Origin of the sequence: Hydrogenophaga bisanensis (assembly GCF_042665135.1) — a bacterium.
Lineage (GTDB): Bacteria > Pseudomonadota > Gammaproteobacteria > Burkholderiales > Burkholderiaceae_C > Hydrogenophaga > Hydrogenophaga bisanensis.
The window spans coordinates 13,435-31,269 of sequence record NZ_JBHTBX010000006.1 but is presented as its reverse complement, the minus strand read 5'-3'; the positions used below and the strand labels follow the sequence as shown (position 1 = coordinate 31,269).

General features: G+C 65.0%; 21 protein-coding genes and 1 tRNA gene. 3 read left to right on the top strand and 19 right to left on the bottom strand.

Translation table 11 applies throughout. From position 1 onward, the window contains the following. Positions 1–5: 5 nt before the first annotated feature. The 13 genes from ACFQNJ_RS10150 to ACFQNJ_RS10090 form a co-directional block, all read right to left on the bottom strand. Entirely contained in the window at positions 6–647 is a 642-nt protein-coding gene (locus ACFQNJ_RS10150; RefSeq protein ID WP_382256738.1) for a hypothetical protein, read from the bottom strand. Between the two features lie 5 nt (positions 648–652). Further along, a complete protein-coding gene (locus ACFQNJ_RS10145; protein ID WP_382256736.1) occupies positions 653–1,507 on the bottom strand; it encodes an ATP-binding protein in 855 nt (284 codons plus the stop codon). Next, positions 1,507–2,265 (bottom strand): BRO-N domain-containing protein, encoded by a 759-nt coding sequence (locus tag ACFQNJ_RS10140; protein ID WP_382257209.1) that lies wholly within the window; start codon positions 2,263–2,265, stop codon positions 1,507–1,509. The genes ACFQNJ_RS10145 and ACFQNJ_RS10140 overlap by 1 nt, the downstream gene beginning before the upstream one ends. A gap of 2 nt (positions 2,266–2,267) precedes the next feature. Further along, positions 2,268–2,549, bottom strand: coding sequence for a hypothetical protein (locus tag ACFQNJ_RS10135; protein ID WP_382256733.1), 282 nt, complete (start codon positions 2,547–2,549; stop codon positions 2,268–2,270). 2 nt (positions 2,550–2,551) lie between these two features. Continuing rightward, on the bottom strand, positions 2,552–3,031 hold the full coding sequence (locus tag ACFQNJ_RS10130; RefSeq protein WP_382256731.1) for a hypothetical protein: 480 nt from the start codon (positions 3,029–3,031) through the stop codon (positions 2,552–2,554). An 11-nt stretch (positions 3,032–3,042) separates the two neighbouring features. After that, positions 3,043–3,318 (bottom strand): helix-turn-helix transcriptional regulator, encoded by a 276-nt coding sequence (locus ACFQNJ_RS10125; protein ID WP_382256729.1) that lies wholly within the window; start codon positions 3,316–3,318, stop codon positions 3,043–3,045. A 174-nt stretch (positions 3,319–3,492) separates the two neighbouring features. Beyond that, positions 3,493–3,957, bottom strand: a complete 465-nt coding sequence (locus ACFQNJ_RS10120; RefSeq protein WP_382256726.1) for a hypothetical protein — start codon at positions 3,955–3,957, stop codon at positions 3,493–3,495. Beyond that, the gene (locus ACFQNJ_RS10115; RefSeq protein WP_382256724.1) at positions 3,954–5,375 is read right to left on the bottom strand and encodes a recombinase family protein; all 1,422 of its coding nucleotides are present in this window, start codon (positions 5,373–5,375) and stop codon (positions 3,954–3,956) included. The genes ACFQNJ_RS10120 and ACFQNJ_RS10115 overlap by 4 nt, the downstream gene beginning before the upstream one ends. Beyond that, positions 5,372–5,842: a DUF2924 domain-containing protein gene (locus ACFQNJ_RS10110; protein ID WP_382256722.1), complete on the bottom strand. Its 471-nt coding sequence runs from the start codon at positions 5,840–5,842 to the stop codon at positions 5,372–5,374. The genes ACFQNJ_RS10115 and ACFQNJ_RS10110 overlap by 4 nt, the downstream gene beginning before the upstream one ends. Next, positions 5,839–6,054 (bottom strand): hypothetical protein, encoded by a 216-nt coding sequence (locus ACFQNJ_RS10105; RefSeq protein ID WP_382256720.1) that lies wholly within the window; start codon positions 6,052–6,054, stop codon positions 5,839–5,841. Before ACFQNJ_RS10105 ends, ACFQNJ_RS10110 begins: the two co-directional genes overlap by 4 nt. 105 nt (positions 6,055–6,159) lie before the next feature. After that, the gene (locus ACFQNJ_RS10100; RefSeq protein ID WP_382256718.1) at positions 6,160–7,239 is read right to left on the bottom strand and encodes a hypothetical protein; all 1,080 of its coding nucleotides are present in this window, start codon (positions 7,237–7,239) and stop codon (positions 6,160–6,162) included. Positions 7,240–7,241: 2 nt separating this feature from the next. After that, the gene (locus ACFQNJ_RS10095) at positions 7,242–8,171 is read right to left on the bottom strand and encodes an ImmA/IrrE family metallo-endopeptidase (RefSeq protein ID WP_382256715.1); all 930 of its coding nucleotides are present in this window, start codon (positions 8,169–8,171) and stop codon (positions 7,242–7,244) included. Positions 8,172–8,174: 3 nt separating this feature from the next. Continuing rightward, complete coding sequence (locus tag ACFQNJ_RS10090) at positions 8,175–8,516, bottom strand: helix-turn-helix domain-containing protein (RefSeq protein ID WP_009518765.1); 342 nt, start codon at positions 8,514–8,516, stop codon at positions 8,175–8,177. 236 nt (positions 8,517–8,752) lie between these two features. On the opposite strand from ACFQNJ_RS10090, the gene ACFQNJ_RS10085 reads away from it, so the two are divergent. From ACFQNJ_RS10085 to ACFQNJ_RS10075, 3 genes are all read left to right on the top strand, one after another. After that, a complete protein-coding gene (locus ACFQNJ_RS10085; protein WP_382256712.1) occupies positions 8,753–9,988 on the top strand; it encodes a hypothetical protein in 1,236 nt (411 codons plus the stop codon). A 4-nt stretch (positions 9,989–9,992) separates the two neighbouring features. Next, positions 9,993–10,958 carry a hypothetical protein gene (locus ACFQNJ_RS10080; protein ID WP_382256709.1) on the top strand — a complete coding sequence of 322 codons (966 nt, stop codon included), beginning with the start codon at positions 9,993–9,995 and terminating at the stop codon, positions 10,956–10,958. Between the two features lie 73 nt (positions 10,959–11,031). Further along, complete coding sequence (locus ACFQNJ_RS10075; protein ID WP_020228533.1) at positions 11,032–11,262, top strand: DUF2188 domain-containing protein; 231 nt, start codon at positions 11,032–11,034, stop codon at positions 11,260–11,262. A gap of 294 nt (positions 11,263–11,556) precedes the next feature. On the opposite strand, the gene ACFQNJ_RS10070 is transcribed toward ACFQNJ_RS10075, so the two are convergent. From ACFQNJ_RS10070 to ACFQNJ_RS10045, 6 genes are all read right to left on the bottom strand, one after another. After that, positions 11,557–11,632: transfer RNA gene (locus tag ACFQNJ_RS10070), tRNA-Phe, on the bottom strand. Between the two features lie 33 nt (positions 11,633–11,665). After that, the gene (locus ACFQNJ_RS10065) at positions 11,666–12,364 is read right to left on the bottom strand and encodes a response regulator (protein ID WP_374641987.1); all 699 of its coding nucleotides are present in this window, start codon (positions 12,362–12,364) and stop codon (positions 11,666–11,668) included. A gap of 39 nt (positions 12,365–12,403) precedes the next feature. Next, complete coding sequence (locus ACFQNJ_RS10060) at positions 12,404–14,650, bottom strand: sensor histidine kinase (RefSeq protein ID WP_382256704.1); 2,247 nt, start codon at positions 14,648–14,650, stop codon at positions 12,404–12,406. 23 nt (positions 14,651–14,673) lie between these two features. Next, positions 14,674–15,339, bottom strand: coding sequence for a DUF4390 domain-containing protein (locus tag ACFQNJ_RS10055; RefSeq protein WP_382256701.1), 666 nt, complete (start codon positions 15,337–15,339; stop codon positions 14,674–14,676). A gap of 10 nt (positions 15,340–15,349) precedes the next feature. After that, the gene (rsmB, locus tag ACFQNJ_RS10050; RefSeq protein WP_382256698.1) at positions 15,350–16,747 is read right to left on the bottom strand and encodes a 16S rRNA (cytosine(967)-C(5))-methyltransferase RsmB; all 1,398 of its coding nucleotides are present in this window, start codon (positions 16,745–16,747) and stop codon (positions 15,350–15,352) included. Next, entirely contained in the window at positions 16,747–17,814 is a 1,068-nt protein-coding gene (locus ACFQNJ_RS10045; RefSeq protein WP_382256695.1) for a M48 family metalloprotease, read from the bottom strand. Before ACFQNJ_RS10045 ends, rsmB begins: the two co-directional genes overlap by 1 nt. Positions 17,815–17,835: the final 21 nt, after the last annotated feature.

The following is a 17,835-nucleotide window of genomic DNA, read 5'->3' as shown; positions in this document are numbered from 1 at the left end:
CTCCCTCACTGCGCCCACGCGGGCTTGCCGGTCACCGGAGCGCGCTGTGGCGCGGCGGATGTGGCAGTGGCGTAGGACGAAGGCGCGGCCTGTGCCGGAGCGCCGGAGTTACCACCGCCGGTCTTGGTCTTGGGCGGCACGCCCATGAACTTGGCGTAGTCGGGATGGTCGGGTTCGACCGCGAGCTTCACGACGTTGCGATCACCACCCTTGGCATCCTTCTCGACGTCCACGCGGGCGAGGAACTCGATGCCATCCAGTTCATGGAAGCCCTGAATGCGGCGTGCGGCAGAGGCTTGCGGGCTGTTGTCTTGCGGGTGGACGTTGCGGGCACTGTTGAGCGCAGCGCGGATAAACGTGCGCCCCATCTGGCCCCAGGTTGCCCCCTTTGGTGAGTACAGGCCGATGTTCGACCACATCTTGCGTTTGGCGTGGTTGCCTGCAGTCACCACGAATTCGGCGGCGAGATAGACCGACCCGGTGTCAAAGGACTGGGTGGCGTAGCCGCCCGTCCAGTTCTGCGACGGGTCGTCGTGACCACCGGGCTTGATGGTCATGCGCACCGGGACGATGGTGCCCTTGGGGATGAGGTCGAAGCCTTGCTGCTGTTCGGCGTCGTTGAAGTCGTTCCAGTTCTGCGTGGTCATGGCGATTACTCTTGAGATTCGTGGGATTGGGGAATGGCGGCGCTGGCGGGCACGGGCGTGCCTGCGCACTTGGCGATCAGTGCGTTCAAGTCCGGCGGTTCGAGCAGGTCGAGGCGACCGCTGCGGTCTTTGGCCGGGAAGCCGTAGGGATTGAGGGTGTGGGTGACGAAGGCGCGGAAGCTGCTGTCGCTGCCATCCGGGTTCTGGGCCTTGATCTCGGCCAGCGTCACGACCTCATCGACGATGCCAGGCAGTTCGAGGCTGGTCTTGCTGCCTTCGATCTGCGGCACGAACACCTTGCGGTTGTAGTCGTCGAGCCGTTCGTCGAGGATGGCGACGAACACCACGTTCTTGCCGCGCGCGTGTTGCAGGTGCGTCAAGGCGCTGACCATCTCCTGGCCGAGCAGACCGTAAGCGCCACGCATGTCGGGCTTGCCGGTGCGGTCGCTGACCGCGCCCGGCTGCGTCTTGCACCACGCGAAGCACTGGCGCGAGAGCTGTGTGATCGAGTCGAGGAAGAAGGTGTGGTAGCGGTCGAGCTGCGCCGGGTCGCCGAACTTTTCGATGACGTGGTCGTAGTGCGCTTGCGAGAACGCGGACTCCGGCGGCAGCGACTTGTCGGGCCCGGCAAGGAACACGAAGAAGTCGCGCGATTCCGGCCACGACGCCGGGCGGATGGTGTCGCCCGGCCAGTCGGCCACGGCCAGGTCGCCCGCCTCAATGTCGAGGAACAGCGTGGTCTTCGGGTCGAGGTCTTTGAGCCGGGTGGTCTTGCCGATGCCGGACTTGCCGAGCATCAGGAGCTTCACGCCCTTGCGCTCGGCCATCCGCTGCTGCGCGGAGATGATGGGGAGGCTCATCACGCCACCTCCTTCAGCTCGTCGGCGACGGCCGGATTCCAGAGAATCTGGTAGCCGCTGTGGCCGTTGCGCGAGTACGGCATGGCCTCGGCCCACGCTTCACCGGCTTCGGTCAGTTCCCATTCGTCGCGGTCGTTGCGGAACTGGAAACCGCCCGCCGCCAGCAAATGGTTCGTCGCCTTCGCCGAGCGGTTCAGAAGCTTGCCGAGCTGGGTGGCGTTGAGCGAACAGATCGGCTCGTTGGCGGCGGGCAGCGTGCGGCGCAGCGTCTCGACGGCGAGGCCCGTGTTCTCGTGGATGCAGGTCAGCGTCGCCGCCATCGCAATGCCGGACTTGACGCCCGGCACCTTCGCCACCGCCTCGCCCATCAGCAGGATGGCGCTCACGCGGTCGTGGGTCGGCGCGGGCAAGGCCGCCAGCGTGCCGGGGACGGCATACGCGCCGGTCTTGCGGATCGCGGGCAGCACCTCGCCGGTCACCCAACGCTTGAAGCGTTTCGCGGCGTCCTTCGTGCTGCCGAGAATCAGGGCGTAGAGGCCCGATTCGTTGACGTGGTTCTGGCGCTGGCGACCACCTGCCGTAAGGGTCTCCAATTTCTGGAGATCCTCTGCATCGACATGGGACTTGACCGCCTGAGACGGGTTGCCCATCTCCAGCGCGTCGCAGACGTCGCTGGCGTTGAACCACGGCAGGCCCGCATCATCGATCTGTACGCGCACGGCGCGCGCCTCGAACTGGAAGGGAATGATCGCGCTCATCATCAGCCCTCCCAAGCGACGTCGGCGATGCGGTCGGCACCGCGCGCTGCACGCTTGCGTGCTTCGGCGTGGAGGTCTTCCAGCGCGTTGCGGCGACGGCTCAGAGCCAAGGCTTCTGCGTTAGCGGTCTGGATGGCAAAGGCCAGTTCGTCCACGGTGGCCGCTTCGAGCGCGACGGCGATCAAGTTGCCGTCGGCGTTGCGGTAGTGGATTTCCGTGGGCAGGGAATCGCCGTAGATGGACGGCAGCTGCTTGCGCAGCAAAGCGATGAGGCTGGTGCTCATGATCAGTGCTCCGAATCGAGAGAAAGGGTGAAAGACGGCTTGCCCGGCTCGACCGTGCGAGCGGCGGCGAACTTCTGCTGGAGCGACGGCGGCCAGTTGGTGAAGCGCGATTCGGAAACCGCCAGCTTCACGTCGATGAAGTGCTCGACCTTGTCGCCGGAGGCCACGATGTGGGCGGCGATGTCGCCCAGCTTCTTCTGATCCCAACTGACCTTCTTGGGCAGCTCGAACTTGATGCGCAGCGGGCCGTCGTCGATGTGCGCGGTGCCGAAGTCGCGGCCCGAATCGCGCAAGGTGGCGCGGGCCTGTTCGCCGTAGGCGGCGTCGAGCGCGGCATCGAACTTGGTGCGCGCCTTCTTCAGCCAGCTGAGGGCTTCGTCGAGGTTCTTGTCGATCTCGGCCTTCTGCGCGGCAGGCAGTGCTGCCAACTGGCTGACGGACATCGCGGCGATGTCGGCGGGAAAGAGGGTGATGTCGTTCATGGCATCGCTCCTCAAACCGCGGCGCGTTCGGACGTCGAGTCGTGCAGCGCGTCGCGCTCGAACTCGATGACCGCGTCCACGGGATAACCGACGCGCTTGGACAGCTTCAGGTAGCGCGGGCCACGACCTTCGCTGCGCCAGCGTTGCAGCGTCTTGGGGCTGACGCCCCACCGCTGGGCCAGTTCGTTTTCGTTCAGCACCCGGCGGTCGCCGGGTGAAAGGCTGTTGACCGCCTGAGAATTCGTCGTTGAGGGCGACCGGGGGAAACTGCTTGCTGATGTCTGCATGGAACGCTCCTGTTGCGTTGTTGAGGAACAGGTGTCATTCCAAATTTCGGGTGGCGAACCTTGAAGGGACGCAATGGCGAACCACGCGGAAACTTCGGGTTCGCCAATCCGCCCGCGCCAACGAAAACGGCGAGCACATGGCTCGCCGTCGTCAGCGGAAATCGGGGATGGGCTTCAGGCGTCGGTGAAGCCCAGCAGCCGACGCTGCTCGCCCCAGTCGCGGGGCAGCAGGTCTTGGCGGCCGCGCAGCGTGTGCAGGTTCAGATACCGGGGTTGGCGGCCCTCGAAGATCGCCTCGACGATGTCCGGAGCCAGCATGGTCATGCGCAGCACCTCGGCCGCCCAGCCTGTCTCCACTTTCAGCGCACGCGCCAGATCTGCGGTCGTCGGATAGACGCCTTCGTCGATCAGCCGCTTCCAGTAGAAGGCCTTGCCCAGCGTCTTGATCATCGGCGCGTCGAAGCCGCCCGTCGCACCAGTGGCGTCGGACGCGGGCGGGATCAGCAGTTTGCGGTTCTGGCGGTGCTTGATCGTCAACGGCACCAGCGTGACCCGCTGACCGCCGCTGACGTAGCTGCGGGCATCGGTACCGACCTCGATGTGGACGGCGCGCTTGCGCGGGTTCGCCGTGGTGTTCATGCCAGCGCCTCTTCGGTCTGCGCGCGGGCTTCCTCGACAAGCGGGTGCGCGCCGATGTCGGCACCGAAGCCGATCCAGCCGTCCTCGCGCCAGACGATGTCCAGCCCATGCCCGTGCAACTGTACCCGTTCGATCAGCAGCCGCGTGATGCGTTGCTGTTCGGCGGGGAACAACTGCGCCCACACGTCGCCAATGCGCTGCATGGCCACGACCACCTGCGCTTCGTCGAGCTTGCTACCTGCCGGATGCTGCTGGCAGGATCGCCACACCGCGATCAGCATCTGCGGCGCGGAGAGCGCCGCGTGGATTTGTGCCAGCACCGCGTTCTCGATTTCGGCGGCGGGCAGATGGCCGACGTCCGGCCGATCCGGAGTATGGGGCGATAGGCTCGCGCCCGCGTTGCGTCGCTTGTGCAGGTAGGGAACGTAGTAGCGGTACTGCCGCCCGTTCTTCTTCTTGACGAAGGAGTGCAGCATGCGCTGGCCATCGGGCGCGAACAGCAGGCCAGCCAGCAGCGCCGGATGCTTGGCGGCGTGTTCGCGCGGAGCCTGCTTGCGCCGTTCGATGAAGGCGTGCGCCGCATCCCACAGCGCCGGGGTGGCGATGGCTTCGTGTTGGCCCTCGTACCACTGACCGTTGTTGGAGATTTCACCGAGGTAGATGCGGTTGCGCAGCATCGTGAACAGGTACTGCTGGTCGATGGTGCGCCCCGGTCGCTGCCGTCCGGTTTGCGTCACCCACGCCTTGGTGGTGTGGCCTTCGATGTCCAGTTCGCGCACCAGTCGCGCCGCCGAGCCATGCTCGCCGTAGCGCCGGAAGATGTCGCGCACCAGCGCCGCCTCGCGTTCGTTGACGATGAGCTTGCGCTCGACGACGTCGTAGCCCAAGGGCGGAACGCCGCCCATCCACATGCCCTTGGCCTTGCTCGCCGCGATCTTGTCGCGGATGCGCTCGCCCGTGACTTCGCGCTCGAACTGCGCGAAGGACAGCAGGATGTTCAGCGTCAGCCGCCCCATCGAGGTCGTGGTGTTGAACTGCTGCGTGACCGAGACGAAGGACACGCCGTTGCGGTCGAACACCTCGACCAGCTTGGCGAAGTCCGGCAGGCTGCGCGTCAGGCGGTCGATCTTGTAGACGACCACGGTGTCGATCTTCCCGGCCTCGATGTCGGCCATCAGGCGGCGCAGCGCCGGGCGCTCCATGTTGCCGCCGGAGTAGCCACCGTCGTCGTAGCCGTCGCCGACGGTGATCCAGCCCTCGTGCCGCTGGCTGGCAATGAAGGCCAAGCCTGCATCCCGCTGTGCCTCGAGGCTGTTGTATTCCTGATCAAGCCCTTCGTCAGTGGACTTGCGTGTGTAGACCGCGCAACGCTTCTTCGGCGTGACCGTCGGCAGGGAATGAGCGCGCGGGGAACTCATGCCGCCACCTTCTTGGCAGCGGGTGTCTTCAGGCCGAAGAACACCGGGCCCGACCAGTGGCTGCCGGTGATGCGGCCCGCAATCGCGGACAGGCTCTTGAAGCGTTGCCCCTGATACTCGAAGTCGCCCGTGCCGCGCACCAGCACGCGATGCTCTACGTCGTCGTAGGTGCGCGTGAGGATGGTGCCGGGCAGCAGCCGTTGGGCGTCGCTTCGCAGCGACTTGGGAAGGATGCCGGTTTCGCCGACCTCTTCGAGCTTCTTGCGCAGAGAGGGTTTCAGGCCGCCGAAGGCGCGTTCCTGAATCCTGTAGGCCAGTCTGCTCTCCAGCCAGCCGCGATGGTGGTGGCCGGGCCGTTCATCGAAATGCTCGTCCCACAGTGCCCAGAGATCGCCCATCGACAGATGGGGGATTCCGGCGACCTGGGCGGCGACCGTGGTGGCGGGTGGTGGTGCGTGTGCCGTCATGGGCGAACTCCGTAGTGGTGATCGGGGTTCGCATTCACGCGCTGTTGGCCGGGGAAGCCAAGGCGAACGCGCTCGCTGTTTTCGAGGGTGTGGCTGGCCGGACGCACGCGCAGGCGCAGCAGTGCTGCGGCCAGCAGGTCGGCGATTTCCTGCTGCGGGTGCCGGGGCCGGTCAGACGGCGGGGAAATGGAAAAGGGTTCGAGTTCGGACATGGCAGGCGTTTCGATGGAAAACGCTGCTCATGCTATGAACCGAAGGCACTTCGCGTAACGTGATTTAGCGGGCGTGCGCGGGAATTTCGACTCATCCGCCTATGCTCATGGCTTCAGTACGAAACCTGCGTTGGATGGGGAACAATCTGGAAGGGCGAGGTCGTTCGACACCGGCTTGGAAAAGATAGCGCGCCAAGCGTCCTTCAGGAGTTCCTTGATGGTGGTGCTTCGAGATTTCGGCGTGACTCGTGACCGGACAGTTTTCCAAGTGGCCTCGGACATTTGAATTCCTGCATTGAAACTTCCCTGTCCCTGCTTGCCGACGAACAACGGCCACATATAGTGCAGCAGAAATCCCGGCACCCACGGATAGTCTCGGAATCCAGCATGCAGGTAGTGATTGCTCCAGCGGTAGATCTTCCAGACATCGTGGATGTCGACAGCGAAGGAGATGTCCTTTTCGCTCGGAGAGATCGCCTCGAAGATGGTGCTCATGTCGATGGGCACTACGTTCTCCGGTTTTGATTCGCTGACGAATCCCCAAATCATGAATGCTTCTCGGAGCCTCAATTCAATAGCCGTTCGCAGGACGGCGATTGATACCCAAGGCGCGCGATCTGCGAATGCCAAGCCGGAATACGCCCCGTAGATCGCTTGGCGGGAAGCCTGGATGACCTCGAAGGACGTATCGAAGGTGCGCCTCCATGCGCCGTAGTACCCCGGCACACCCGCGACACCTGTGCCCGCTTGTTCGAGCAGGATGCGTGCGTACCGCAGCATTTCATGAAGGGCACGATGCAAAGTGTGGATAGTCACATCGGGTGGTGGATTTTGCTGCTTTCCCCAATCTTGAATCGCAGTGCATAGGAGCCTCGCCTGTGCATCCAGCATGGTCAACTGTGCTTGGTAGTAATCCGGATCAGCAACTTTCGTCGCTCGATCTGCCAGCGTAAGCATGAGCCCGTGCCTGACTGCATTGGATTCGGTCATGGGCTTCAGAATCTGTTTCGTTGGCGCAGATTTCGCCTGTGGATGCTTTTGCCGTGGCGTCAGAACAGCACCGGATAGTTCCTCCCAAAGCCACGGAAGCGCCGTCGCCAGCGTCCAGCCCGCAAGGGATTGCATGTTCGCCGCTGTGGGCTCCTGCAATCGATCCAGTTCTGCCGAATACTGATTGGTATCCATCTTCAACGCACCGGCAACTGGCCATTCGAGACGAACTGATCGAAGCTGTCGAAGCTATCCTCGTCCTGCCACGACCGATCCCACGCACGCGGTTCGGCACTTTCGAGCAGGAGCAGCGTGAGGACGCGATCCCGCGTGGTGTAGCTGTGCTTGAACTCGCGCAGTTTCATGTGCTGTGCTTCTTCCGTGCACCAGATCGCAGCGGACATCTCCGTGCCGTCCCATTCCTGCGTGATGCTGGCATCGGCGGCCAGAGTGCCCAACGGCGGTTCCGCCGGATCGCCGTTGCGCCGGATGCGCGCCCGCGTTCTCCTCGCGCTGCCGCTACGCCACTCGTACTTCACGAAGCCGTTGTCCCAATAGACGAGGATCGCGCGCTCCGTCGTGAACTTGATGTAGCGGATGCACAGTGCCTCCAGCGAGACCTGAAAACGCTTGGCGATGTCTCCGAGGACGCGGAAGTCGATGCGCTGGCTGGAAATCCACGCGCGCAGCAGATCGCCGGGCATCAGCAGATTGCTGGCGAATTCATCCGCCTCCCGTTCGATGTCGCGGAGCGTGTCGATGCCGGTGTGGACGCTCTGCTTGTCGCAGTTGAAGCTCTGCTGCCGACTGCGATGCAGGATGAAGTGGCCCAGCTCGTGGGCGATGGTGAAGCGTTGACGTTCGGGACGCGATTTGCCGTTGTAGGCGATGCCCCACACCTCGTGGTCATTGGGGTCGCGCGCCAGCATGCCTTCGAAGGCATCGTCGTTGAACTGCACCGGCGGCCTGATCTCACGAACGCCGGTGCCGTAGGGAGTGGTCGGCAGCATCTGCCGGACGACTTCGAGATCGATGGCGTCGGGCATGCCCGTGCTGTACCACGCACGCAACCATTTCTGGACGGTGTTGGCGGCGATGGAACCAGTGAGGGCCTGCGCTGCGCTCAATCGTCAGTCCCCGTCTTTTTCCTTGCGGGAGAACATCATCTTGAGGACGTCCTGATAGTTCTTTTTCTCTTCCTCCGTCATCCCGGCGTACTCGCGGAAGAACGCCACGTCCTCGGGGCTGGCGTCGGGTGCCTGCTCCATGGGTGTGCCCATCACATCTTCCATCGTCACGCCCAGCACTTTGGCGATGGCCTGAATCCGCTCTGCGGACGGACGCTGCCCGTCCTTCATTTCCAGTTCCCAGATGTAGGCCTTGGTGCAGCCGACTGCGTCGGCGACCTGTTGCAGGGTCAGTTTCTTCGCCTCGCGCAAGCGCCGCAGGCGTGCTCCGAATGCCGAAGCCATCAATTTTCTCCCGTCAGGGGTAAATGTCGATCAAGCCAGCAAGTATAGCCACAAGATACCACGGAGTGTCACAAGTGCCCCATTGATTGACAAGCGGAAATGCGAGGGGCAGAATCACGATTGTATCTCGTAGCTTTACTTCTATGGGGTGCGCGTTCAGAAGCCCTGTCGCTGGCCCGTGCAGCCCGATCCCCCGGTCGCAGACCTCCGACGCCGATCCAGAAAGGACGAACAAGATGAAGAAAACCTTTGTCGACGTGATGCTCGAGCTGCCGGTGGATGCCACGCTGCGCGACTTCCTGACTGCACATGGCCTGCCCGTGCCGGACGGGTTCGCATGGGACGACACGCCGGAGACCACCCAGTTCTTGGTGGAAGCGGTCAAAGTCTGGCCAGATGCTGATGCCCGTGACCGCATGGCGGCCAACCTCATGACGGGTGTTCAGTTGGGGGATTTGGCAGGCAAGCAAGCCATGTTCGAGGCTGCCGTTGCTGATGCAGCAGCCTTGTCCGGGCTGGCCTTGTGCTCCAGCGACATCCACCGTTCGTTCTGGCTCTACGCCCATCACCCGACGCTGTTCGAACGCGCATGCGATCTCGATCACTGGGAGCACAACGGTTCGCAAGCCCAGCAGTATGACCTGGGCCTGAAGCGTCAGCCCATCGGTACCGATGCTGCGCTGGCCAATCTGCGCAACGTGATCTCGGCCTTCTACAAGCGTGAGCTGCAATGCGGTGACGGTAGCGTGGCGTATTTGGTCACACGGGCTCCGGGCATCCATTTGCTGATCGTCCATGTCAAGGATTCGGCCATGCTGCGGCTGGAATTCGAGGGTGTGACGCTGAAGCGCCGCATCGGCAACCCCAACATTCCGATGGCGCTGGAATACTCCGATGTCACTGGCGTGGTGCGCACGCTGGTACGTGGCGGCGCGAAGTACCAGCAGATGCTGATCGATGCCTTCGCCGAGCATGTGCTGGGCGTCAAAGCCCACGCCCAGCGGATCAAACCACCGACGCTGGATTTGTCGATGCTGCGCACTGGCTTCGACGTGCCGGATGCCTTCGAGGATGGCTTTTCGATGGTGCAGTTGAAGGCGCTGACCTTCCTCAGCCCGGATGGCGCGCTGAAGCTCGAATGCACCGCGATGCAGTCCAGCCAGCAACGCTCCGTGCATGAGCTGCTGAAGGAGAAGTTGAACGGCCCGCTGGAAGGCAACTGGACGGTGACGGCAGCGCAGGTCAATCTCTACTACCCGCCAGAGCCGGGCCGTACGCGCGCAAAGGTGGTCACCATCGAAGTGACCAGCAAGGGGAGGCTGAACCTGCACAAGTTCGACGCCAAGATGCAGGCGCAGTTGGAAGGCTATCTGGTCGCAGTGGGCATCTTGCAGAAGGGCCAGACCTTGAGCGCCCACGAAATGCCGCCGGAAACGGACGCGGTCGGCTCGACGCCGGTGATCGAGGACTGACTCGATGGCGGCGCACGACGCTTGGGCCTTGATCTGCCGCCTGTTCGCGGGCGGCACGCCCGTGCTGCGCGTCACGTTGTCGCCGCGCGAGGCGGCGGCACTGCCCGTCCTCGGCAAGGCAGTCAAGCCGACGGGGATGGATCAGTCCTTCGTGCTGTGTCCGCACTGCCAGCAGCATCGGGCGCAGGTGTGGGGCGATGGTCGTGGCGGACGGATGTGCCGTTGTTCGGACTGCGGGCCGGTTGCCGTCGAGGCGAACGACGGCGCGATGCTGGCCTTGGACGATGACTGGATGCGCCAGAAGATGCGCCTCGCGCTCGACATCGAAAGCCGAGACGGTATCGACGAACTGAGCGACGGCGTATGGCGATTGGGCGATGCACGGCGGTCGCCCGTCCTGCTGGCCCGCGATCTGACGCGCGTGCTCCACGAACCCGCGCTGCTGGATCGCGTGCGCGTGGCGGGCAGCGACATCCGGGTGATCACGCCGAGGCCGAGCACGACGCGCGGTTCGCCCTTCGGCGCGGGCGTCGAGTGGCTGGTGCTGGAGGAACGCTTCACGTTCTACGGCGGCGGGATCACGCTCCTCGGCACGACGTCGCCGTCCGTGACACCCGTGGCCGCCGATCCGGCCGCGCCGGTGAACGGGCCGTTCTCGGCTGACTTCAAGTGGGTCACGCTGCCGGATGGTGACGGCACGGCAATTCGATGCACCGACGGGCAGGCCAAGGTTTTCGGGGCGCTGTGGTCGTTCAAGGGCGAGGCCGTGACGGCAGACCGGATCATGCAGCGCGCAGGGTTGGACAGCGCCAAGCCGAGCGACCTGTTCAAGATCAAGACGAAGGACAAGGGTAAGCCGGAGCCTGCGGCGCAGCATGCGGCCTACGGTGCGCTCGTGGTCACGCAGCAACGCGCGGGGCTGTATGCGATGCCGTGTGCGGCAGCGGGACAGGAGGTCGCCATGACGTGATCACACCACCCGATGCGCCGAGGCTCGCGCGGACTTCAAGAGCCTGACCTTTGCAATTTTTGGAGTGTATGAAATGAGCGGAAAGAACCAATGGGTCGTACCCATCAACGGCGGTGATCAGTGGGGTGTGCGGGGAGAAGGCAACGACCGCCTCACCTCCATCCATGACACGCAGCAACAGGCGATCGACCGTGCGCGGGACATCGCCATCAACCAGCAGAGCGAGATGCTCATCCAAGGGCGGAACGGCCAGATCCGTGAGCGCAACAGCTACGGTGACGACCCGTTCCCGCCCAAGGGCTGACGTGGAGGCTGGCCTCGCGGGTTTGCCGTTGTGCTTTGCTCGTGCAAACCCGCGAGTCAACCATTCCCATCGGCACACGCGCAGGTGGTTGACGAACAACGCCGCCTGCGTGTGCCACGGCGAAGAAGTTGGCGCAGGTTTCGAGAGAAGATAGGGCGGAACAGGGGCGAACCGGGCGGATCAGGTCGCCCGTGCCCGGAGTGGCTGGCACACGCAGAATGGCCCGGAACCCCGCGTGGCGGGCAGATTCCACAAATAAAAACGCCCAACCGAGAACGGTTGGGCGCTGAATAGTGGTGGCCTGGGGCGGAATCGAACCACCGACACGCGGATTTTCAATCCGCTGCTCTACCAACTGAGCTACCGGGCCAGAGACTGCAAGTATAGCATGATTCTGACGACTTCAGCCACCGTTGCGTTTGCTGCGGGCCAGATCCACACCCAGTTGCTTGAGCTTGCGGTACAGGTGGGTCCGTTCCAGCCCTGTCTTCTCTGCCACGCGGGTCATGGAACCCGCTTCCTTGGCCAGGTGGTACTCGAAGTACGCTTTCTCGAATTCGTCGCGCGCCTGGCGCAAGGGGCCTTCCAGGTTGAAGGACTGCATCGACTGCGGCCCCAGGTCCAGCACCGGCTCCTGAAGCTTGCCGCCCGTCATCGCCACTTCGACCGTCAGGTCGGGCCCCGCGGCCGGCAGACTGGTGCCCGGCCTGACAGCCACCGACTGAAGCGATCGCGGCATGGGTTTGTTCAATCCCTGGTCCACCGCCTTGAGCAGCTTCTGCAGCGTGATGGGCTTTTCCAGAAAGGCGGTTGCGCCGATGCGGGTGGCTTCCACCGCGGTGTCGATGGTGGCGTGGCCGCTCATCATGATCACCGGCATGCTCAGCAGACCCGCACTGGCCCATTCCTTGAGCAGGGTCACGCCATCGGTGTCGGGCATCCAGATGTCCAGCAGCACCAGGTCGGGGCGCATCAGCTGACGCACGTGGCGGGCCTGTGCGGCATTCTCGGCCAGCTCCACCGAGTGACCTTCATCGTTGAGGATCTCGGAGAGCAAATCCCGGATGCCAAGCTCGTCGTCTACCACCAGTATGTTGGCCATACGCTGTCTGTTTCCCTCTGGAGTGATGCTGTAGTGTTGTCAATTCGCAACTGCGAATGATAACGACACTTGGGCGCCCACCACGCGCCCCTCGCTGATCCGGTTGCTGATGTCGACGCGCCCGCCGTGCTCGTCCATGATCTTCTTGACCACCGCCAGCCCCAGCCCGGTGCCTTTGGCCTTGCTGGTCACGTAGGGCTCGAATGCCCGCTTGAGCACGTTCTCGGCAAAGCCATGGCCCCGGTCGATGACCGTCAGGCGGACCCAGCGCCCCGATTCAGATCGGCGCGTGCGCACCAGCACCTCGGCATCGGCTTGCCCGGTCATGGCGTCCTGGGCGTTCTGCACCAGGTTGTGCAGCACCTGCCGGACCTGCTGGGCGTCGGCCAGTATGGGCGGACAGTCGTCCCCCAGCTCGACGCGCACCGGCACCTCGGCATGCTCGTAGAGACCCAGGATGTCTCGCAGCAGACCGTTGAGATCCAGGGGTGCCAGCTGCGCGGCAGGCAGCCGCGCGTAGTCACGGAACTCGTTGACCAGGCGCTTCATGGCATCGACCTGATCGACGATCGTGCGAACCGACTTGTCCAGCACCGCCTGCTCGGGCGGCGGCACCTTGCCCTGCAGCTTCATGGCCAGCCGCTCGGCCGAGAGCTGGATGGGGGTCAAGGGATTCTTGATCTCATGGGCCAGCCGGCGCGCCACCTCGCCCCAGGCCTTTGCACGCTGCGCCGACACCACTTCCGACACATCGTCGAAGACCAGCAGCCGGTCACCGTTGGGCAGCAGGGCGCCGCGGGCAATCAGCGTGATGCCCTGCTCGAAAGGCGTGTCGCCGCCGGCCTGCAGTTCGAAAGACTGCTGCCAATGGCCGCCATCGTGCGGCATTTCCTCTCCCAGGAAGCGTTCGAACTGCTGCATCACACCCGCGGTGAACGGTTCTACCCCAGGCAGATCCCCCAGCAGCAAGCCCACCTGCCGATCCATCGGCAGGTGCAGGATGCGCGCCGCGCCCGGGTTCACGCTGCGGATGAGACCGTCAGGCCCGAACACCACCACACCGGCCGTCAGGTTGTCCAGGATGGTCTGCAGGTTGTCACGGGCGGCATCCACCTGCTCCATGCTGTGCTGGACCGCAGTCCGGGCTTCGGACAGGTCCTGCGTCATGCGCGCAAAGGTACGCGTCAGACCCGCCAACTCGTCACGCGAGGCCATGGACTCCTTGGGCGAGAGATCGCCGGCCGCCACCTCCCGCATGCCTTCGGCCAGCACCAGCAGCGGACGGATGAGCTGGTTGCCCAGCAGCACCGCCAGCAGAATGGCGCCGAACACCGCCAGGAACAGCGACAGCGTCAGGGTGCCGATGTACATGCGGCGCAACCCCTCCCGTGCCAGCGCCCGCTCCTGGTACTCGCGGTTGGCCGCCTGCACCGCCAACGCATCGCTGACCAGCACGGGGGGCAACGGAACGGATACCTGCAGATACCGCAACTCCCCACCGAACCCGAAGCCCGAGGGTCCGACCAGCGCCAGCACCCGGATGCGCGACTGGCCCGCGGCCACCGCCGCTTCCATGGCGTTCTCGCTGCCCTCCTCCAGTCCCTCGATCTGTGCCACCACCCGCTCGCTGCGGGCCGCCCGTACCAACCCCGCCGAAGGTCTCTCCGGTCGCAAGGAGAAACGGGAGTCCCCCGCGCTGCCCAAGGCCTCACCGGACGCGCTCCACAGCACCAGATCGGTCGCACCCAGCCGCTGGCGGATACGCTCCAGCGCGATGCCGCCCGGCGCCTCGGCCTGACGGGCGAGCTCGTCGGCCGCCAGCCGGGTTTTGGCGCTGACATCCGCCGTCAGCGTATCCAGCACGGTGCGGCCCAGGTTCAGCCCCGCCGACAGCGCGGTCTCGACACGCACATCGAACCAGCTCTCGATCGAGCGCGACACGAACTGGTAGGAGACCGTATAGATCAGCAAACCCGGCACAAAGCCCACCACCGCAAAGATCACCGCCAGCTTGGCCAGCAGGCGGCTGCCGAACTTGCCCCGCCGCCAGCGACCGGCCAGCCGGACCAGCAACCAGACGATGACCGCCAGCAGCAGACCCGCCACCGCGAGGTTCACCACCGCCAGCCAGGTGAAGTTTTCCTCGTAGCGTGCCCGGTTGCCCGTGGCCAGCGTCAGCATGAACATCAGGACCAGCGCCACGCCCGTCATGAAAACGAGCCCGGCCACCAGCGCCCACCGGCGAGAGGTGGCCTGCTTGTGGGGAGACCGGCTGCGCGCGTCCATGGTGTGGAGGATCTGGCGCCCCGTCAGCGCAGGGCCGAGCCATTGGGCTCAGGGAATGCGGACGATTCGGAGGGAAGGTCGGTTGCAGTGGCGGCCACCGCTTTCATGGAGAGGCTGTGGCGCCACTCGATGGCCCAGTCGGCCTGGTTGACCAGTCCGATCTGGAACGGCCTGGGCAGCAGCGAGAGGTCCAGGCGAAAACTCAACTCGATGCGGTGGGCATCGTCGTCCTCGGGGTCTCCCGCCGGTGCCAGTCGCCAGCGCACCACGCGCATGATGGCTCTGAGGCTGTCGTCCAGGGACTCGAAATTCTGGTGCACCGCGTACTGCAGGTTCGCCCCGCTGCTGGCGGGCTCCGACGCCAGGCTCAGGCGCCAGCGTCGCGTCAGCGGCTGGTAGGCCAGCCGCATCGTCCGAACCACCGTCGACACCCGCTTGTCGGTCCAGTACCAGCGCTCCCGGTAGACATCGGCACGCCAGACGAAGTACAGGGGCACGCCGCGCAACAGGGCATCCTCGACCGAAGACGGGGGTTCGTCCATCACCAGCCGGGTGGTCAGGTAAATGCCGTCGGCGGTCCGCTGTAGCGACAGTTGCTCGGCCTCCAGTTCGCGCGCCTGCAGGGGAAACAGTCCCGCCAGCCACATCAGCAACACGGCCGGCAGCCATCCCAGGCATCGCCTGAGCAAGGAACCGCCCTCAGCCGATCTGCTTGTCAAACCGGGCGTAGAAGAAACCGTCATATCCACCCGGCACATTGTCGGCCATGTCGGCAGTCCCTCCGGTCAATCCAGGCAACAAATGCCCGGCCGAGGGCTGCCGGCAAGCGTCACTGTGGCGCGACAGAAACGCCGCCGCCTGCGCCTCACCCTCCTGCCGGAACACCGAGCAGGTGGCATACAGAAGGCGTCCCCCTGGCGCCAGCAAGGGCCAGAGGGCATCCAGCAGCTGTCGCTGAATCCCGGCCAGCTGCCCGATGTCGGCGTCACGACGAAGCCAGCGCACGTCGGGGTGGCGGCGGACGATGCCCGACGCTGAGCATGGGGCATCGAGCAGGATGGCGTCAAACGGGCGCCCGTCCCACCAGGCGGCGGTGTCGGAGGCATCCACCGCGCAGAGGTCGGCCGACAGACCCAGGCGTCGGAGGTTCTCGCCGATGCGCTCGCAGCGGACCGGATCCATGTCCAGGGCCAGAAGATCCAGATCGGCCATTTCCAGCAGGTGCGCCGTCTTGCCGCCTGGCGCGGCGCAGGCATCGAGGACCCGCCAGCGTCCGCCATCGGGGCGCCTGGGCGACATGCCAGCCAGCAGCAGGGGAGCGGCCAGTTGCGCTGCCGCATCCTGCACCGAGCAGGCGCCCTGCTCGAAGCCCGGCAGCCGGTGCACCGGCTGCGGCTGTTGCAGCACCAGACCGTCCTCGCCCACTGGCGTGGCCTCCATGCCCACGTCCCGCAACCGCTCCAGATAGGCACCCCGGCTCTGCCGCCGGCGATTCACCCTCAGGGTCATCGGTCCGGGTCGGTCATTGGCCTGCAGGATGGCCTGCCAGTGCGCCGGGTGATCGTGGCGCAGGCGCTGCACCCACCACACCGGGTGGTTCCACCGGACCTGTGGGTCTTCATCCAGACCGGCGGCCAGATCCTGTGCGTCGCGCCGCAGACGACGCAGGCAGGCATTGATGAACCCTGCCTGCCGCCGCGTGTCAGGGGACTTCTTGGCGGCTTCCACCGCCTGGTTCACCACGGTGTGGGCGCTGTAGCGCGGCGCATCAACGCCTCCCCCGTCGCCCGTCTCATCGGGCATCAAGGCCACCGCCGATGTCAGCAGGGCATCGGTGAGCGCATCGGGCTTGCGGGGCGCCAGGCGGCGGACCAACGCCTGTGCCCGTCCCCATCGTCGCAGCACGTGAAAGCTCAGGGCCTGGACGCCCGGGCGCAAGTCGGCCGGCACCGCGCCCAGGAGATCGGTGAGCGATTTCCCCTGGACAACGCCCTTCACGCAGCGTGCCACCTGAACGAGCTGCGCCGCCAGGTCGGGGCCCGTCAGGCCACCGCGGGGATGGCCGGCGGGTGTGCGGGTGTGTTCTGTGGGGTCCATCAACTCATCGTCCAGCCGGGTCCGCCGGCATCATCGGTTGCCGCCGTGCGGAACGCGCTCGGTGCACCCTGGTCCCGTTCCTTGGGCAGCGGCATGGCCGGCATGGCTCGTCCGTAGATGCGTCGCACGCGTTGCTCCAGGGTCGGGTGAGAGTCAAACCAGCCCGCCACCTTGCCGCTTTCACTGCCCACCAGCAGCATGTGCTGCACCATGGAGCCGATGCGGCGCCGCTCTGCACCTTCGCGCTGCTGCGTCATGATCTTGCGCAGCACGCCGCCGATGGCGTCTCGGCTGCGGGTCCACTGGACCGCCCGGGCATCGGCCAGATACTCGCGTTGTCGGGACACCGCGGCCTGCAGGGCATGCCCCGCTACCCATCCGAGCCACCCCGCCACCATCAGGCACAAGCCGAGCAAGGCCAGCACCATGCGCCGGTCGTGTTCGTCCGGCTCGAACAACTCATGACCCAGGCGGTACAACATCTCCAGACCAAACACCATGCCCACCAAGCGCATGTTGAGCCGGGTATCGCCTTCGCGGATGTGGCTCAGCTCATGGGCCACCAGACCTTGCAGTTCCTCCCGGGTGAGGTGTTCCAGGGCTCCCCGCGTCACCGCGACCACCGCATCCGCCTCGTCCCACCCGGTTGCCAGGGCATTGATAGAGGCGTCCCTGGCCAGCACCATGGTCGCGGGCGGCTTCATGCCCGAGGCAATCGCCATTTCATGGACGATGTTGCCAAAGCGCTGCTCGTCGATGTTGCCCGAAGGCTGCAATTCGCGCGCGCCGATCTGCCGCGCCAGTGCGACGCCGCCGCCCTGGGACAAGCGGGAGGCTTCCACCCACCACCCCCCGAGGACAAACAGCAGGGTCATCCCGGTATTCACTTCGAAGAAGTAGCGGGGTAGCGAAAATCCCCCAGGCTTCCAGAACGCCCAGGTCAGCCCCCAGCCCACCAGCAAGGCCAGGTTGACGGTGACTACCAGCAGCAGCACCGTCAGCGCGAACAGCCAGAGCAAGCGGCGCGTCTGGCCACGTGCATCACGCTGTGATTCAAAGATCAGCACCGATGGTTGCCCAGAACAACA

What these genes read in the sequence shown, in the direction of transcription:
- ACFQNJ_RS10150 (WP_382256738.1), bottom strand. Translation starts at nt 647, where the DNA reads ATGACCACGCAGAACTGGAACGACTTCAACGACGCCGAACAGCAGCAA.
- ACFQNJ_RS10145 (WP_382256736.1), bottom strand. Translation starts at nt 1,507, where the DNA reads ATGAGCCTCCCCATCATCTCCGCGCAGCAGCGGATGGCCGAGCGCAAG.
- ACFQNJ_RS10140 (WP_382257209.1), bottom strand. Translation starts at nt 2,265, where the DNA reads ATGAGCGCGATCATTCCCTTCCAGTTCGAGGCGCGCGCCGTGCGCGTA.
- ACFQNJ_RS10135 (WP_382256733.1), bottom strand. Translation starts at nt 2,549, where the DNA reads ATGAGCACCAGCCTCATCGCTTTGCTGCGCAAGCAGCTGCCGTCCATC.
- ACFQNJ_RS10130 (WP_382256731.1), bottom strand. Translation starts at nt 3,031, where the DNA reads ATGAACGACATCACCCTCTTTCCCGCCGACATCGCCGCGATGTCCGTC.
- ACFQNJ_RS10125 (WP_382256729.1), bottom strand. Translation starts at nt 3,318, where the DNA reads ATGCAGACATCAGCAAGCAGTTTCCCCCGGTCGCCCTCAACGACGAAT.
- ACFQNJ_RS10120 (WP_382256726.1), bottom strand. Translation starts at nt 3,957, where the DNA reads ATGAACACCACGGCGAACCCGCGCAAGCGCGCCGTCCACATCGAGGTC.
- ACFQNJ_RS10115 (WP_382256724.1), bottom strand. Translation starts at nt 5,375, where the DNA reads ATGAGTTCCCCGCGCGCTCATTCCCTGCCGACGGTCACGCCGAAGAAG.
- ACFQNJ_RS10110 (WP_382256722.1), bottom strand. Translation starts at nt 5,842, where the DNA reads ATGACGGCACACGCACCACCACCCGCCACCACGGTCGCCGCCCAGGTC.
- ACFQNJ_RS10105 (WP_382256720.1), bottom strand. Translation starts at nt 6,054, where the DNA reads ATGTCCGAACTCGAACCCTTTTCCATTTCCCCGCCGTCTGACCGGCCC.
- ACFQNJ_RS10100 (WP_382256718.1), bottom strand. Translation starts at nt 7,239, where the DNA reads ATGGATACCAATCAGTATTCGGCAGAACTGGATCGATTGCAGGAGCCC.
- ACFQNJ_RS10090 (WP_009518765.1), bottom strand. Translation starts at nt 8,516, where the DNA reads ATGGCTTCGGCATTCGGAGCACGCCTGCGGCGCTTGCGCGAGGCGAAG.
- ACFQNJ_RS10085 (WP_382256712.1), top strand. Translation starts at nt 8,753, where the DNA reads ATGAAGAAAACCTTTGTCGACGTGATGCTCGAGCTGCCGGTGGATGCC.
- ACFQNJ_RS10080 (WP_382256709.1), top strand. Translation starts at nt 9,993, where the DNA reads ATGGCGGCGCACGACGCTTGGGCCTTGATCTGCCGCCTGTTCGCGGGC.
- ACFQNJ_RS10075 (WP_020228533.1), top strand. Translation starts at nt 11,032, where the DNA reads ATGAGCGGAAAGAACCAATGGGTCGTACCCATCAACGGCGGTGATCAG.
- ACFQNJ_RS10065 (WP_374641987.1), bottom strand. Translation starts at nt 12,364, where the DNA reads ATGGCCAACATACTGGTGGTAGACGACGAGCTTGGCATCCGGGATTTG.
- ACFQNJ_RS10060 (WP_382256704.1), bottom strand. Translation starts at nt 14,650, where the DNA reads ATGGACGCGCGCAGCCGGTCTCCCCACAAGCAGGCCACCTCTCGCCGG.
- rsmB (WP_382256698.1), bottom strand. Translation starts at nt 16,747, where the DNA reads ATGGACCCCACAGAACACACCCGCACACCCGCCGGCCATCCCCGCGGT.